Genomic DNA, 17,015 nt, shown 5'->3' with positions numbered 1-17,015 from the left:
GAGACGGAATATTGATAGACATACATACTCATATCCTTCCCGGGATCGACGACGGAGCTGTTGATGAGGAGCAGGCAGTCCGCATGGCTCAGGCCGCTGAACAGGAAGGCATAAGCACGCTGATCGCCACGCCGCATCATGCCAACGGCAAATACTCGAATCCGGGAGCTCATATCCGTCAAGATGTGGACACCTTGAACCATCTGCTAGAGGCACGCGGGGTGGGGGTGAAGGTGCTGGCCGGACAAGAGGTTCGTCTCAATCGGGAGCTGCTGGAAGATCTGCAGGCCGGCGGGACGATCGGGCTTCACGATACGCCTTATCTGCTGCTGGAGCTGCCGAGCTCGGACGTTCCCGCCTATGCGGAAGAGATGATTCACGAGCTGCGCCTGCTGAATCGCATACCGATCATCGCTCATCCTGAACGCAATGCCGTCCTCGCTGCCGATCCGGACAAGCTCGCTCGCCTGATTGAAGTCGGTGCGCTGTCCCAGCTGACCTCCCACTCGGTCAACGGCGCATTCGGCCGCAAGCTGCAGAAGCTGTGTCTGGACTGGTGCGCGCAGGGGCTTGCCCAGTTCATTTCCTCGGATGCGCATAATCTCGAGAACCGAGCCTTCGGACTCAAGCAGTCCTACTCCCTGATTGCTCAGGAATGCGGGGCGACGATGGCTGCTTACTTGAGCGACAATGCTCACCGGCTGCTTCATCAGGAGGAGATCAAGTTCCTCGCCGCGCCCCAAGGCCGACGTAAGCAGTGGTGGAAAATTTGGTAGGTCGCCTGGGGATATCTGGGAAAATAAAATATTCTTTATTTTGAATGAAAACGATTTAAATGAATTGACCATTTCTTGATCTTCATGTAAGATTTCTATCTGTATAGTTTTTGTATAGTTTTATAGATGTTGCTATACATAATGAGAGATTCCGCCGATAAAGAAGTGGAGGGAGCGCCCCCCTGTTCGCTATAACTTACAGCAAGCAGCAGAAGGCGTTTCTTCTACATATTTTCTTTATAAATTATTGCAGGACAAGGAGAGGAATGTAAATAGTGAAGAAAAAAATACTTGCCACAACTGTAGCTGCTAGCTTGGCTGTTGCATCCTTCGCTGGATTGCCGCTAAGCCAAAAGGGTCTGTTTGAGAAATTGGGCTTCAGCAACGCGGCGCATGCCGCTACGTTGGATGATGTTGCAGCTAAGCTTCAAAAGCTGCAATCGTACCTGGATTGGGAGCCGGGCGAGAAGGCCGCTGTAGAGGCTGCCGATGCAAAATTGAAAGGCTTGAGTGATGTAAGCCTGGTTTCCTTGCTGACTACCGAGCTAAACGAAAAGGAAGATAAGGAAGCCGTTCTGAAGCTGTTTACCCAGCTAGACCCGTTCTTTGGAACGAACAAGGATACGCTGATTGCTTATCTGAATAAGTCGGAAGTTCGTGCTACCTTGCAGAAGCTGCAGGAAGCTGCCGGCGTCGACCTGAAACAATCCGAGGTATCGACCAACGATGTGCTGAGCTATGCCTACTCTTTCCAATCCAAGCTGCTTGAGAAGCTGCAGGATGCAGATTTTATTAGCCTGGGTAAGCTGGCGGCTCAGGATAAAGCCGAGCTGAAGAAGATTGTCAAGGAAGCTGCAGAAGCGGTATTGAGTGAGTCCAACAAGTTCAACAAATTGCTAGCTGGGCTGGGCATCGGAGCGGAAGAAATCGCCGAAACTTCGTTGAAATTTATCGACGAAGTGGATCCGGAACATCAAGCAGTCTACAGCCTGGGGCTTGCGGCTCTTCGCTACAAAGTAGACAAGTCCATTTCTAACGTGGAAAGCTCTAGCGTAAACGGTACATACAAGTTTAACTTTAATGTAGCTGGTATCAAGGTGCCGGCTAAACTGCTGGAGGTAGGCTTTACCCCTGCAGATCGCGGCGTTACCGTCAGCTATGATGAATCACTTGGCAGAGTTACCGCAAGTGTTTACGGTGCAGGCGCTTCGGTAACCGGCGAAGTGTACGGACGACTTGCGCTTGGTATTGAGAACGAGAAGCTGAACAAGCTTGTGTTTAAGAAAACCATCACCGTATCCAAAGAGGAAGAGCAGAAATCTGGCAACGGCGGCGGTGGCGGCGGTGGCGGATCTGCGACGACAAACGACCCGGCTGTTGACGCCGTGAGCAAGGAGCTTGATCAAGCTGCAGCCGAGCTGGCCAAGCTGGAAGGCGCAGCTAAGCAGGAGTTCCTCGACAAGCTAGTTGATAAAGCTTTCGAAGCGATTGCCAAGGCAGCTACGCTCGATCTTTCCGGCAAAGTAAGCGTAACGGATGGCAAAGCCGAATTGAAGATTGACGCTGCTGACCTGGTTAAGCAGATCCAGAACGTGCTGGATCAAGCGAAGCTTCTCAGCGACAAGCTGGATAAGCTGGGCGTGAAAGCAAACCTGACGGAGAAGCTTGTGCTTAAGCTGAATCTGGGTAAAGTCGATGCCGGCTCCATCGCTATCCCACTGGCGAAGTCGGTCCTGGAAGCTGCGAAAACCGGCAAAATCGATCAAGTCGCGATTCTGGTGAACGGCGTTGGCGTAGCGCTGAACCCTGTTGCTTTCAACGGTGACACGAACTTGTCGATCCAAACTCGCGATGCTTCGGCGGCCAAAGACGTAACGGATCTTCCGCTTGCCTCCAAAGTATATGAATTCAATATTACCGTGGACGGTAAAACCGTAACGGTCTTCTCCCAACCGATCGTCTTGAGCCTGCCGGTTGAAGATGCAAGCAAGTTCGACAAGGAGAAGCTTACGCTGGTGAAGATCGTTGACGGCGCGCTGGAGAACTACGGCGGCATGTACGATCCGACAACAGGACAAGTGTCACAGAACCGCAGCTCGTTCTCGTCTTACACCGTTGTTGAGAACCATGTGACGTTCGACGATACGGCTTCCGTTCAGGCATGGGCCGGCCGTCAGATTGAAGTAGCAGCTGCCAAGGGTATCGTTGAAGGACGCGCCGAGAAGCAGTTCGTGCCGAACGAGACGGTTACCCGCGCCGAGTTCGCCAAAATGATCGTCAATACGTTCGGTCTTCAAGCACCGAATGCGTCGGAAAGCTTTGACGATGTCAATGACTCCGACTGGTTCCAGCCTTATGTAGCTGCAGCTGTGAAGCATGGCCTGGTCAACGGCCGTTCTGAAGGTCAGTTCGAGCCGAATGGCAAGATCACACGTGCCGAGATGGCTACGATCGCTGCAAGAGCCCTGACTTCCGTCAAGGATATTGCTGCCGTGAAGGATGCAGATGCTGCTCTGAAAGGCTTCGTAGACAGCGAGGATATCCATGCCTCCCTGAAAGCCGGAGTTGCCTTGTCCGCTTCCGCTGGTATCATCATCGGGGAAGAGGGCGACAAGTTCAATCCAAACGCTAACTCTACCCGTGCACAAGCTGCGGTAGTGATCTATCGTTTGTTGAACAAATAGTTAAGCTCAGGTTGGATACCTTCTCTCATAGTGAGAGAAGGTATCCAATTTCAATGCTTATTTGCGAAAAATGTGGAATTAACTCGATTTTTTTGTTTACGTGAGGATTTTTAAACGCTGTCTTTCTAGGGATGGGGGAACATAATGGAACTCGATTTGAAGGATTATATCAAGATCATTCGCAAGCGGATCTGGCTAATCCTTGCCTTTGTATTGTTGTGCACGCTGGCAACAGGTATTGTCAGTTATTTTTTCATGGAGCCGGTCTATGAGGCTTCTACGAAATTGATTGTGAACAAGTCCAATGAACAGCAAGGCCTGCAGCAGGTAGATATCAACTCGGTTAACTTGAATATCCGATTGATCGATACGTACAAGGAAGTTATCAAGACACCGCGGATTATGGATAAAGTAGCCAAGGATTATCCGCAATTTAATCTCAATTCGGATCAACTGATTAAGAAAGTTCGAGTTAGTTCTGTCAATAACACCCAGGTCATGACACTTATCGTACAAGACAACTCTTACAATAAAGCAGCGGATATCGTGAATGCGGTGTCCAAGGTATTCCAGGATGAGATTCCATCTATTATGAAAGTAGATAATGTTTCGCTTCTGAACGAGGCGACCTATCTGGACAATCCGTCTCCTGTTAAGCCTAACCCAAAGCTGAATATAGCCATCAGCCTGGTCGTTTCCCTGATGATCGCGATCGGACTGGCCTTCCTGATGGAATATCTTGACGACTCCATTAAGACGGAGGACGACATCAAGCAGTTCCTGGATCTTCCTACGGTTGCGATGATTGCGAGAATCAAGGAAGAGGATATGCTCGGTACAAAGGCGGCCCCCTCTACCCATAAACCCGGACAAGTAGGTGAAACGACCCGTGCTACCATCAACCAATAATCGCAGGCCGATCATCACACACGAAAATCCGAAGTCTCCGATCTCCGAGGCCTATCGTACGCTGCGCACGAATATTCAATTTTCCGCGATTGACGATGAGCTGCGGGTCATCATGGTGACCTCCGCAGGTCCAGGTGAAGGAAAATCAACGACGTTGACAAACCTTGCTGTCGCCTATGCGCAGGCCGATATGAAGGTCGTCGTGATCGACGCGGATCTGCGTAAGCCTACCATGCATCATACGTTTGCCGTCACGAACCGCTGGGGACTGACCTCCATACTTTCGGGACAGGCGCAGCTAAGCGAAGTTGTCCAGCATACGTATGTGAACAACCTGTCGCTAATCACCTCCGGACCGATCCCGCCCAATCCATCTGAAATGCTGGCATCCAAGCGGATGACGGCCTTGCTGGAAGAGCTTAAGAAGGTCTTCGATATCATTCTTGTAGATGCTCCTCCAACGCTCGCAGTAACGGACTCCCAGATTGTAGCAACGAAATGCGATGGGGTTCTCTTGGTAGTCGATTCGGGCAAAGTCAAGCGCGACATGGCGATTAAGGCCAAGGCCAATCTGGACCATGTCAAGGCCCGCATCCTTGGCGTCGTATTGAACAATATGGACCGAAAAAATGCGGAATCCTACTATTATTACTACTATGGGGCCGACGAGTCCAAAAAATAAGCATATAGGTACTGGAGGATGGAGATGAGTTACGAAAAACGGCTTTCGCTGCTGGTGTTTCTGGACATGGCGATCGTATGGTTCAGCATTTTAACCGCATATGCGCTACGTTTTGATGGCAGCATTCCATCCTCTTTTATCGTTCAGGCATTGATCTATGGAGCTGTCTCCTGTGTCATCTGTTTCCTCGTCATGCGGTACTTCAAGCTTTATAACCGGGTGTGGCAGTATGCCAGTATCGGGGAGATCATAGCGATCTTCAAATCAGTGACGCTCGGCGTGCTGCTCTCCTATACGGTGACCTACGTAGTTACTTTGGAGAGAGTGCCATTATCCATTCTGCTGAGGCACTACGAAACATTGCTTCTTTTCGTAGGCGGCTCGCGCTTTGCTTGGCGGGTTGTGCGGGATAAATTCCTCATCAAGAAGCCCGCTACGCAAAAAAATGCTTTGATCTTCGGTGCAGGGGATTGCGGTGCACTGATCGCTAAGGAAATGCTCAGTCAACTGGACGCTGATATCTACCCGGTGGCCTTTATCGATGACGACCGTTTGAAGCATAAGCAGCGCATTCATGATCTGCCTGTCGTCGGTTCGCGAAAACAGATTGTTTCCCTCACTGCTTCAATGAAAATTGATGAGATCATTATAGCCATTCCATCCCTATCCAAGAAAGCGACAGCCGAGATTATCGAGGTGTGCAAGGGGACAAAGGCCAAACTGAGAATCATTCCCAATCTGAATGATCTTATTAACGGGAAGGTAACCGTCAGGCAAATCCGGGACGTGGAAGTCGAAGACCTGCTTGGACGCGATCCGATCAATGTCGACTTGGAGGGTATTGCCAATTACGTTGAACATAAAACCGTACTCGTGACGGGTGCCGGAGGTTCTATAGGCTCCGAGCTGTGCCGTCAGATTGCCCCCTTCCGGCCCAAATGTCTAGTCTTACTCGGGCATGGGGAGAACAGCATCTACAATATCGAGATGGAGATGCGAAGGAAATACCCAGATCTCCTGATCGAGACTATAATCGCAGATATACAAGATAGAGAGAGAATCGATGAAGTGTTCCAGATGTACCGGCCGGAGGTTGTCTTTCACGCGGCTGCCCACAAGCATGTACCGCTGATGGAGCGCAACCCGGCTGAGGCGATCAAGAACAACGTGTTCGGTACGAAGAACGTCGCCGAAGCCGCCGACCGGTACAGCAGCGAGCGCTTCGTACTCATCTCGACCGACAAGGCCGTCAACCCGACCAGCATCATGGGGACGACGAAGCGTATCGCCGAGATGATCGTCCAGTCGCTGGGCAAAACCAGCAAGACTAAGTTCGTTGCGGTCCGCTTCGGTAATGTGCTTGGGAGCCGGGGCAGCGTCATCCCGCACTTCAAGCGGCAGATCGCATTGGGCGGCCCTGTCACTGTCACTCACCCGGATATGATCCGCTACTTTATGACCATCCCGGAAGCCGTGCAGCTGGTCATCCAGGCAGGAGCCTTCGCGAAGGGCGGAGAGATCTTCATCCTCGATATGGGGGAACCTGTACGGATCGTACAACTGGCCGAAGATTTGATCCGATTGTCCGGCTTTGAACCGTATGAGGAGATCGAGATCAAGTTCAGCGGGATTCGACCGGGGGAGAAGTTGTATGAGGAACTGCTCACCGATGAAGAGGGGATCGGCTCGACGACGCATGACCGGATTTTTATCGGAAAGCCGACATTGGTGAACCAAGGGCAGTTCGAGCTAGAGCTGAAGATGCTGGAGAAGAGCTTGTGTGGGGACCGGGCTAAGATTCGCGAGAGCTTGAAGAGTATGGTGCCTACGTTTTTGAATGTGAGTTGATTCTAGATAGTGATTGTTGAAAGTACATAGTAATAATACATACTTTCTGCTTGCAAATTGTTGGTCGTCGTGGGGAGAGTAGGATAAAGTCTCAGATAGAGTCTGTTCCTTTGGGGAAAGGCGGGTCGGGGACTTTGTTTTTTTGAGAATATGATTATTCATACAGGAAGGAAGTCCTCAAGTAATGAGAGAGCGAATATTTCTTTCATCGCCACATATGAGTGATGAGGGCTATGAGATGCAGTACATACAGGAAGCATTTGATACGAACTGGATTGCACCTCTTGGCGAGAATGTAAATCAATTTGAACATGAATTAGCGGCTAAGGTTGGTTCTAAAGCTGCTGCAGCCTTATCCTCAGGGACGGCCGCAATTCACCTTGCACTTAAAGCGGCAGGAGTGGGGGAAGGCGACATAGTGTTTTGCCCGACCTTAACCTTCTCAGCTACAGCCAATCCTATAATCTATCAGAATGCGATACCTGTTTTTATTGATAGCGATTATGAAACTTGGAATATGTGTCCGCAGGCTTTGGAGAGGGCATTTGACAAGTATCCAAATGTTAAGGCAGTGATTGTCGTACATCTTTACGGCATATCGGCACAAATCGATCAGATCGTAGACCTTTGCAGGAAACATAACGTTATATTAATAGAAGATGCCGCGGAAAGCCTAGGTACTTATTATAAAGGGAAACATACCGGAACCTTTGGAGACTATGGGATTTTCTCCTTTAATGGAAACAAAATTATTACCACTTCAGGCGGCGGGATGTTGGTTTCGGATAACGAAGAAGGCATTGCAAAGGCCAGGTTTTGGGCAACTCAGTCCAGAGATCAGGCAAGACACTATCAGCACAGCGAATTAGGCTTTAATTATCGAATGAGCAATGTCGTTGCGGGAATCGGAAGAGGGCAACTGAAAGTTTTAGATAGGCGAGTTGAAAAGAAGCGATATATCTTTGAGTTTTACAAGAAACAACTAAGTGCACTCAACGGAATTGAATTTATGCCCAGCAATACATGGGATGAGCCTAATTATTGGTTAAGCTCTGTGACTCTAAGCGGCAAGATCAGACCGATAGATATTATGGATGCCCTTGAAAAGGAAAATATCGAATCTAGACCGGTTTGGAAGCCGATGCATAGGCAGCCATTCTTTGAAAAGTACGATTTTGTTGGAACAGACGTGTCGGAAAAATTGTTTGAGAATGGCGTCTGTTTACCTTCCGATACGAAGATGACTGATGAGGATTTGGGGACGGTTGTAGATATTATTAAAAGATTGTGGTGGGAATGATGGTTCAATCCAAAGGTTGTTTATATAGAAAAGTAATAAAAAGACCAATGGATATTGTCTTATCATTGAGTGCTATTTTAGTACTTATTCCCGTGTTTCTGGTAGTTGGATTATTAGTAAGAATGAAGTTGGGTAGTCCTGTAATTTTTAAGCAACAAAGACCAGGTTTAAATGAGAAAATTTTTATGATGTATAAATTTAGGACCATGACGGATGTGCGGGACGGCAACGGAGAACTGCTGCCGGATGCGGTACGGCTGACCAGATTCGGCCGATTCTTGCGCTCTACATCACTGGATGAGCTTCCCGAGTTGTTTAATATTCTAAAGGGTGACATGTCCATTGTTGGGCCAAGACCATTGTTGGTGCAATATTTACCTCTCTATAACGAACAACAAAAGCGACGTCACGAAGTAAGACCTGGGCTGTCGGGTTTGGCACAGATTAGTGGTAGGAATGCTATTGGATGGGAAGATAAGTTTAACCTAGATGTACAGTATATAGACAATGTTAGTTTTATTGAAGATTGGAAGATTATTTTTCTGACGATTAAGAAAGTGTTTGTCAGAGAGGGTATCCATTCAGAGACTGCTGTGACGATGGAGTATTTTGAAGGTAGTAAGGCGGAGGGGAATAGATGAAAGAGATTAATGTTTTAATTCTAAGTGCGGGAAGACGCGTAGAACTAGTGCAGTGTTTTCAAAGAGCGGCAAAAAGGTTGGAAATTAAAAGTAATATTGTGGCTGCTGACTGTTCTGACACAGCACCAGCTTTATACTTTGCAGATAAAACGTGTATATTGCCGCGTATTGATGAGCCTAACTATGTTGATTCTATCATTGAAGCATGTAGCATAGAAAAAATTTCATTAGTCGTTCCAACAATCGATACTGATTTACTTTTGCTTGCAGAAAACAAAAAAAATATTGAAGAAAAAACTAATGCCAAGATTTTAATATCAGATGAGAAAGTTATAGAAATCTGTAGAGATAAAACAAGAACCCAAAAATTTTTAGAAGCAAATAATTTTGGAGTCCCTAAGATGTACACAGACGAAGAGATTGAGAATGGTGATCTTAAGTTTCCGCTGTTTATAAAACCTAAATCTGGAAGTTCAAGTATAAATACCTTTAAAGTTAATAATAAAGATGAGTTAAACATCTATAAAGGAATTGTTAATAACGCTATAATTCAAGATTTTATGGAAGGCGAAGAGTTTACCATTGATGTATTTTCAGATTTCGATGGTAATATCATTTCGATCGTTCCTAGATTAAGGATAGCCACCCGTAGTGGTGAGATATCTAAAGGGAAGATCATAAGAGACAGAGAGATCATTGATGATGTTATTAAATTAATTGATTTACTCAAGCCGATTGGGCATGTAACTGTTCAACTTATGAAAACTAACAGGGGCATTGAGTATATAGAAATTAATCCAAGATTTGGAGGGGGAGCACCAATGAGTATTATGAGTGGTGCAGACTCTTGTGAATATCTTTTTCTATTATTGATGGGAGAAAAATTAGAATATAACGAAAATTTTAAAGATAATCTTATATTTTTAAGATTCGACAGTAGTATTTGCATAGATCCTAACGTGGAGTTAGTAAAATGATAAAAGCAGTTATATTTGATTTAGATGATACGCTAATTTCTGAAAGAAAATACATTGAAAGTGGTTATCATTATATATCTAACCTATTAAGTTTGAAACTTCAAATAAGCGAAAAAGAACTTTATCGACTATTAGTAGAATTATTTAACCAAAGCTCTGTGAACGTATTTAACAGGCTATTTGACACTTTGCAAATTGCGTATACGAAAAATGAGATACTGGAACTTGTAGAACATTATCGGAATCATTTGCCGTCTATTGATTTTTTTGATGATGTAGTACCTTGCTTGATTAACTTAAAAAAGAGAGGATTAAAGGTAGGGATTATAACCGATGGTTATGCTAATTCTCAATATAAAAAATTGGATGCAGTAAAAGCATTTGATTATTTTGATGAAATTATCGTAACGGATGAATTGGGAAGAGAGTATTGGAAGCCACATCCTAAAGCATTTGAAATAATGAAAGAACGGATGAATTTTGAATTTGATGAGATGATTTATGTCGGTGATAATCCTAAAAAGGATTTTTATATCAATAGCATCTATCCAATAAGAACTGTGAGAATTGCTAGAGAGTACTCCATTTATAAATATGAATTATATTATGAAAATATTAGGGAATCATTAAAGGTTACTTCTTTGCTAGATCTGAATAAATTGATTCAAAATGATGTAGGAGAATAAAATGAATATATTGCAATTGTCAAAACATATGAACGATTCAGGTGTAAACTCGCACATTATTCAATTATCTCATACGTTATCTTTAGAGGGGAATTATGTCATTGTTGTGTCTTCTGGTGGACCACATAAAAGGAAATTAGAAAAGATAGGGATTGAGCATATTGAAATCCCACTTATGTCTAAAAACCCTTTTATACAATTAATGAATCTTATTTTTCTTATAAGACTAGTTCACAAGAATAACATTGATATAATACACACACATTGGCGTTCTACGGGAATCTATACTAAATTATTATCATTACTCACAGGGATTGAATTTATATGGACCAACCATTCTAATCATATTCCATCCAACCTGATTTATAAAACTTTCACTTTTTGCGGAAAAAAAACATTGACTGTTTCGAGTGATATGTTACCTATGTTGAATGAAAAGCTAGGTATACCTAAGAATAAATTAAAAGTCGTTTATAATGGTATTGAATCTGACAGTTATATTAAATACTCAGAGGAAAAAAAACAGAAATTAAGAGAACAGTTTAATGTGAAAAATGAAAAGGTAATTTGCTTATTAGGTCGACTAACTGAAATAAAAGGCCATCTATATCTTATGGACGCTCTGGGAGAAATGTTGAAAAATTTTAATCCCAAATTTGAATGTAAAGTATTATTGACTGGCAATGGTGCAGACGAGTATAAAAGCAAAATTATTCAAAGAGCTGAACTTCATGGTTTAAAGGATAATATTGATTTCACAGGATACGTGAATCCAGTGGACATGCTAAATATTTCCGATTTAATGGTTTTGCCAAGTAAGAACGAGGGATTCGGAATTGTTTGTATAGAAGCTTTTGCCATGCATGTACCCGTTATTCGTACGAAAACTGGGGGATATTCTGATATGAAGGATTATTGTATCGGAGTAGATTATGGTGATATTAAGGCGCTCAGTGTATCTATATATGATGTTTTAACTGATAATAGTAGGGCGACGGATATGGTAAATAAAGCTTACCATTTCTATAAAGATAATTTAACATCTAGGAAAATGGCAGAGGAAATAATTAATATATATAAAAGTTAATACCTTAAAACCTATTTATACTAGATTAATTGAGGGTCAAAAAAGAGTACTTTTACAAAAAGTCTGTGGATTAATGTTAAGAAGGAGAATTATATGGAACTATTTTATCTGATCTTATTTTATACAAGTGGTTTTATTATAATTTGGGCTATGATAGGGTATCCAGCATCTCTCAAGTTAATTGAACGCATATACAAAGGTAAAACTTTAGAAAAAGACTATTCTCATTGTCCTGAAGTAACAGTTTTGATAGTTGCACATAATGAAGAAAAAGTAATATTGGACAAACTTCATAATGTGTTAGAGTTAAATTATCCTCAAGATAAATTACAATATCTAGTAACCTCTGATAATAGTACAGATAATACAAATGATATTATTAAAAAGTTTATAAAAGAGTACCCCAATAGAAAGATTCGACTTTATCAAACAAAAGATCGAAAAGGAAAAACAAATGCTCAAAATGAAGCACAAAAAACAGTTACGACTGACTATTTGGTAATGACTGATGCTAATTCCATAATGCATAAAGATTCTATAAAAGAACTTATGGCTGCATTTACATCAGAAGATATTGCGTATGTTTCGGGAAGATTATCTATTATTAATCAGGAATCTAGTGAAATAAGTAGTGCAGAAGCTAGCTATTGGGATAGTGATTTGACTATTAGAGAAATAGAAGGAAGGATACAAACAATTACAGCAGGTAACGGAGCATTGTATGCTTGTAGAACAAAGGATTACTGGGAATTTGACCCGATCCAAAGTCATGATACAGCAATGCCACAATTGTATGCATTGCAAGGAAAAAGAGCAATTGCTAACCATGATGCCATAGCTTTTGAAAAGGCTGGAGAAGTTATTGAAGACGAGTTTAGTCGAAAGGTAAGGATGAATAGACTTATTCTCAAACATATCCTACCTGATCTGAGGATCCTTAATATATTTAGGTATAAGTGGTTTTCTTACTTTTATTTTGGCCATAGAACATGTAGATATTTATTGTGGATTTCACATCTTATTTTATTTGTATCAAATGCATTATTGGTGAACAATTCTTGGTTTTTTCTATTTACTTTTATTGGGCAATTAATGTTTTATTTATTGGCATTAGTTAGAGCAATATTTAAAATAAAAAATAAGTATATGACATTAATTTATTACTACAGCGTTACAATTATCGCACAGTGGGTCGGAGTCTATAATATTTTGACAGGTAAGGCAAGACCTTTTTGGGAAAAAGCAGAGAGTACTAGGTAGTCTTATAGCAATAAGATTAAAGAGGATCAGGAGTAGCATGTCATGATATTTTTAATGATTTTAATTCAATTATTTATTATAACATTTTTTTATAGTATTCATAAGACATTAGCCCATCCGACAATGTTTTTACAAACTTACTTCACAATACATATTGTAGCAGCATTGATGATATTTGGAGATTATGATTTTAGTTTGTATGGGGTTTTTTGGATGTTAATTGCAATGTTTTCATTTTCGTTAGGAGGACTATTACCCTATACTAAAAAGTATATAAAAGCGACTCAAGTAGTCAAGGAAAGTAGTTATACTGTTAATCCTAATGTAGCTCAAATAACACTTTTTTTATCTATTTTCTTAGGAAGTTGTTATTCATTTGATTACTTTTTTCAGCATGGAATATCTTTAAATCAATTACTGAACACCGCTTCACTTCTAGAATTAAATAATACTGCTGCAATTGAACGTTATTCCGGAAGTAGCGAAGGATCGAGTCAAATCAGTAGATTATTTCTAGTGTCAGTATACTTTTCTCCTCTCGTTGGAGGGTATAATTTTAATTTTTTTAAGGAGAAGAAATTAAGAATACTCTGTTTGTCTTCTATTTTCCCTGCACTTCTCGTCATTCTAACACAGAATACAAAAGCAATCCTAATTGGAAGTTTATTTTTATTTATTAGTGGCTATGTAACCTCTTATGTTAAGTTAAACCACAAGTTTGCGAAGTTTAAATTGAAGCCTGTTTTATATCTTTGTACAGTATTACTGCTTTTTTTGGGAATAAACTATTTATCTATGATGATGAGAGTTGGGGTATTTGATATAAAGTTAGTTAGAACGATAAATGAGAAGTTCGTTCTGTACGCACTAGGACATATACCTGCCTTTGATATTTGGTTTACTAATAGTATGGACTCTATTAATTATTATTTCGGCACGAGAACATTTTATGGAATTGCTGACTTTATTGGTATTTCCGAGAGGATGCAGGGGATATACGATGATCGTGTAAGTTGGGGGAATTGGAGTACAAATGTTTTTACAGCATTTAGACCTTTCATTGAAGATTTTGGACCATATCTTGGGGTATTTTTAATGTTTTTTATGGGAGTCGTCATGAGCTTTACTTTCAAGAAAATAGTTAGTATCAGCAAAGTTAGAGCCGCTAGTTTACTTGTACTGTCGAGTTTTTATTTTTACGTCTTATATGGATTTATTACAAGTGTATGGGCCTATATGAGTTATACACTTGCGTTTATTCTATTTTTTATCTATATTTATGTATCTATTTCTTATCAGAAGCAGAATGAAAACGAGATTGTTGTAAAGGAGGATTAAGAGGTTGAATCAATATAAAGTGAACTATGACTTAATCTTTGTGGTTCTAACTTACAGAAATATAGAAGATTTGAAAAACTTTATTATGGATACGAAGAAAGCGGTAGAATGTTTATATAAAATAATTGTTGTAAATAGTTATTTTGATGAGACAACACATTTGCAGATTCAGAAAATTGCTTTAGATAATGATTGTGATTTTATTAATATTGAGAATAAAGGATACGGATATGGTAATAATCGTGGGATTGAAATAGCAAAAGAAAGATATTCATTTAGGTATCTAATCACTAGTAATCCAGATGTACAAATACAAAGTTTCTCTCTAAAAAATTTAGAAGGAATGCAAAAATGTATAGTTGCTCCTACAATTAAAACATTAAGTGGAAAAGACCAAAATCCATATTACTATTCAAAAATAGAGTTTGTAGAATGGATTAGATATTTTTCATATATAAAAGAAAGAAAGTTACCAGCCTATATTGGTTTTGCGATTAATAAAATTTATAGAATAATAGGTCTCAGTCTAGACAGAGTTTTAAATATAAAAAGAAGAGAAATTTATGCATGTCATGGAAGCTTTGTGATATTTGGCTGTGAGGCCCTTGATATACTTGGGGAAGTTTATAATGAAAAAATGTTTCTATTTTCAGAAGAGAATCATCTGGCTAGACTAGCTTTAGAGAAAAAAATTAAAACGTATATGACACCTGAAATTAGGGTCCTTCATAAAGAAGATGGTAGCGTAGGACTAGAGAATGAAAAAATGGCTAGTTACAGTAGACAGTCCTTCATTTTATACTATGAAAATTGGAAAAAAGGAAATAATAGGTCATGATGGCTTGTTATATATTGTATAAAAATAGATATCGAGGTTGAAAATTTTGAATATTAAAGCAATTAGTTTTATGAAAAATTTTTCCTACACATTTTCATCAAATTTAGTAACCTTATTTGTTTCCACACTTATAGTACTTGTTGTTCCAAAGTTAATTGGTATAACGGAGTATGGTTATTTGCAATTGTATATATTTCTTTCTACCTATGTTGGATTTTTGCATTTTGGTTGGAATGATGGGATATACTTAAGATATGGGGGAGTAGAGTATAGTCAGCTCGATAAACGGTTATTCTATTCTCAATTTTGGATGCTATTTTTTTCACAAATAGTAATTGCAATACTAGTAATTATCACCACTAGTGTTTTAATTAATAATATTGATAAAATATTCATTTATAGGATGGTTGCACTTGCTTTAATATTAGTTAATACAAAATTTATGTTATTGTATATATTACAAGCTACTAATAAAATTAAAGATTTTTCTAAAATTGCAATACTTGAAAAAGTACTATACGTACTTGTAGTTACAGTTATATTGATGTTTAGCTTTAAAGACTATAAGTTAGTTATTATTTCTGATTTGATTGCGAAATTTATATCTTTAATATACGCTATGATATGTCTTAAAGATATTATTTTTCGTAAAATATCGGATTTTTATTATAGTCTGAGTGAAACTATAGAAAACATTAATGTTGGAATAAAATTAATGATAGCAAACCTTGCTAGCATGCTAATCATTGGCAGTGTCAGGTTCGGAATTGAAAATTCATGGGACGTTGCTACTTTTGGAAAAGTATCATTAGCTCTAAGTATATCAAACTTTATGATGATATTTATTAACGCATTAGGACTTATTATGTTCCCTATTTTAAGAAGGACTGATAAAAAGAACTTACCAGACATCTACATAACACTACGGGACTTCATTTTGTTTTTTTTACTTGGGATGTTGATTACATATTACCCACTTAAGGTTGGTTTAACAATTTGGTTACCGCAATATACAGATAGCTTTATGTATATGGCAATAGTATTTCCGATATTTGTTTATGAGGGAAAAATGGCTATTTTAGTAAATACATATCTTAAAACACTTAGAAAAGAAAAGTTAATGTTAAAAATTAATTTAATATCATTAGCTATTAGTTTACTCATTACAATAATTGTTACTCAATTATTCGTAAATTTGGATCTAGCTATTTTATCAATTGTTTTCCTTTTAGTATTACGTAGTATCATGGCAGAAATTTATTTATCTAAAGTTCTAAGAATACTTGTTTACAAAGATATTATATTAGAGTTCCTAGTCACATCAGTTTTTATAATTGTGGGATGGTGTTTTGACTCTTGGATAACTGTCATAATCTATATTTTAGCTTACCTGATATATTTATTAATTAAAAGAAAAGATATTACCAATTCTTTTGAAAGTATACTAACAATGATTAAAAGTAAGAGTGATTAAACAAATCGAAAAAGAAAAATGTGGAGATTACAGGAATTGGTTTGAAGACTACTGCGCAAAGAGGATGACAGCAAGTATAAGTCACATGCACCCATCTAGGCAAAACGTCTTCTCAGATATTCGGAAGAAAGAGCGGCGTGCGTATTTTCTCCTTGCGAAGAAGCATCGGCTTAGATTTCCGGGCTCTGCGTCGTGGAATGGGCAAGCAGCTCTCTTTACTTTGATGCGGCCATCGCATCATTGAACAATTGTCTGTCAGCATGTTGAAGGCTACGATTTCCAGGAATGTCGAAAATGGGACATCTTCAACGATGGAGTCCATCTGATCAAGTCGCCGGAGACGTACAGGACCCGTTTCAGCGGTTATCCGAAATACGTGTTGACCGGGTGTTTATTGCATAATAAAAGTGCCGAATATTGCAGCGTAAAAATGCTAAGTTAAATGCAAAAGAGACACTTGCCAGCATCCTATTAAACTCCTATCGTAAGGTTTGCGAGAACTGACGAAGGAGACT

Annotated in this window: 14 protein-coding genes; all 14 read left to right on the top strand. The window is 40.2% G+C overall.

What is annotated here, in order from left to right; genetic code table 11:
- Positions 1–11 precede the first annotated feature (11 nt).
- The 14 genes from GSF01_RS07545 to GSF01_RS07480 all read left to right on the top strand — a co-directional run bounded on the left by GSF01_RS07545 (position 12) and on the right by GSF01_RS07480 (position 16,500).
- Positions 12–776 carry a tyrosine-protein phosphatase gene (locus GSF01_RS07545; protein ID WP_159882501.1) on the top strand — a complete coding sequence of 255 codons (765 nt, stop codon included), beginning with the start codon at positions 12–14 and terminating at the stop codon, positions 774–776.
- 275 nt (positions 777–1,051) lie between these two features.
- Complete coding sequence (locus GSF01_RS07540; RefSeq protein WP_159882499.1) at positions 1,052–3,460, top strand: S-layer homology domain-containing protein; 2,409 nt, start codon at positions 1,052–1,054, stop codon at positions 3,458–3,460.
- Positions 3,461–3,604: 144 nt separating this feature from the next.
- Entirely contained in the window at positions 3,605–4,369 is a 765-nt protein-coding gene (locus GSF01_RS07535) for a YveK family protein (protein ID WP_159882497.1), read from the top strand.
- Positions 4,350–5,051 carry a CpsD/CapB family tyrosine-protein kinase gene (locus tag GSF01_RS07530; RefSeq protein ID WP_159882495.1) on the top strand — a complete coding sequence of 234 codons (702 nt, stop codon included), beginning with the start codon at positions 4,350–4,352 and terminating at the stop codon, positions 5,049–5,051. The genes GSF01_RS07535 and GSF01_RS07530 overlap by 20 nt, the downstream gene beginning before the upstream one ends.
- A gap of 24 nt (positions 5,052–5,075) precedes the next feature.
- Positions 5,076–6,899 carry a polysaccharide biosynthesis protein gene (locus GSF01_RS07525; RefSeq protein WP_159882493.1) on the top strand — a complete coding sequence of 608 codons (1,824 nt, stop codon included), beginning with the start codon at positions 5,076–5,078 and terminating at the stop codon, positions 6,897–6,899.
- A 184-nt stretch (positions 6,900–7,083) separates the two neighbouring features.
- Positions 7,084–8,199, top strand: coding sequence for a DegT/DnrJ/EryC1/StrS family aminotransferase (locus GSF01_RS07520; protein WP_159882491.1), 1,116 nt, complete (start codon positions 7,084–7,086; stop codon positions 8,197–8,199).
- A complete protein-coding gene (locus GSF01_RS07515; protein WP_159882837.1) occupies positions 8,199–8,840 on the top strand; it encodes a sugar transferase in 642 nt (213 codons plus the stop codon). Before GSF01_RS07520 ends, GSF01_RS07515 begins: the two co-directional genes overlap by 1 nt.
- The gene (locus GSF01_RS07510) at positions 8,837–9,817 is read left to right on the top strand and encodes an ATP-grasp domain-containing protein (RefSeq protein ID WP_159882489.1); all 981 of its coding nucleotides are present in this window, start codon (positions 8,837–8,839) and stop codon (positions 9,815–9,817) included. The genes GSF01_RS07515 and GSF01_RS07510 overlap by 4 nt, the downstream gene beginning before the upstream one ends.
- Positions 9,814–10,503 (top strand): HAD family hydrolase, encoded by a 690-nt coding sequence (locus GSF01_RS07505; RefSeq protein WP_159882487.1) that lies wholly within the window; start codon positions 9,814–9,816, stop codon positions 10,501–10,503. The genes GSF01_RS07510 and GSF01_RS07505 overlap by 4 nt, the downstream gene beginning before the upstream one ends.
- 1 nt (position 10,504) lies before the next feature.
- On the top strand, positions 10,505–11,590 hold the full coding sequence (locus GSF01_RS07500) for a glycosyltransferase family 4 protein (RefSeq protein ID WP_159882485.1): 1,086 nt from the start codon (positions 10,505–10,507) through the stop codon (positions 11,588–11,590).
- A gap of 93 nt (positions 11,591–11,683) precedes the next feature.
- Positions 11,684–12,850 carry a glycosyltransferase gene (locus GSF01_RS07495; RefSeq protein WP_159882483.1) on the top strand — a complete coding sequence of 389 codons (1,167 nt, stop codon included), beginning with the start codon at positions 11,684–11,686 and terminating at the stop codon, positions 12,848–12,850.
- Positions 12,851–12,892: 42 nt separating this feature from the next.
- On the top strand, positions 12,893–14,188 hold the full coding sequence (locus GSF01_RS07490) for an O-antigen polymerase (protein WP_159882481.1): 1,296 nt from the start codon (positions 12,893–12,895) through the stop codon (positions 14,186–14,188).
- Between the two features lie 4 nt (positions 14,189–14,192).
- Positions 14,193–15,026 (top strand): glycosyltransferase family 2 protein, encoded by an 834-nt coding sequence (locus GSF01_RS07485; protein ID WP_159882479.1) that lies wholly within the window; start codon positions 14,193–14,195, stop codon positions 15,024–15,026.
- A 46-nt stretch (positions 15,027–15,072) separates the two neighbouring features.
- Positions 15,073–16,500: an MATE family efflux transporter gene (locus tag GSF01_RS07480; RefSeq protein WP_159882477.1), complete on the top strand. Its 1,428-nt coding sequence runs from the start codon at positions 15,073–15,075 to the stop codon at positions 16,498–16,500.
- The last annotated feature ends 515 nt before the right edge of the window (positions 16,501–17,015 follow it).

Source organism: Paenibacillus puerhi (assembly GCF_009846885.1).
Classification (GTDB): Bacteria; Bacillota; Bacilli; order Paenibacillales; family NBRC-103111; genus Paenibacillus_G; species Paenibacillus_G puerhi.
The sequence above is the reverse complement of the archived record's forward strand: the minus strand, read 5'-3'. Positions and strand labels throughout refer to the sequence as shown.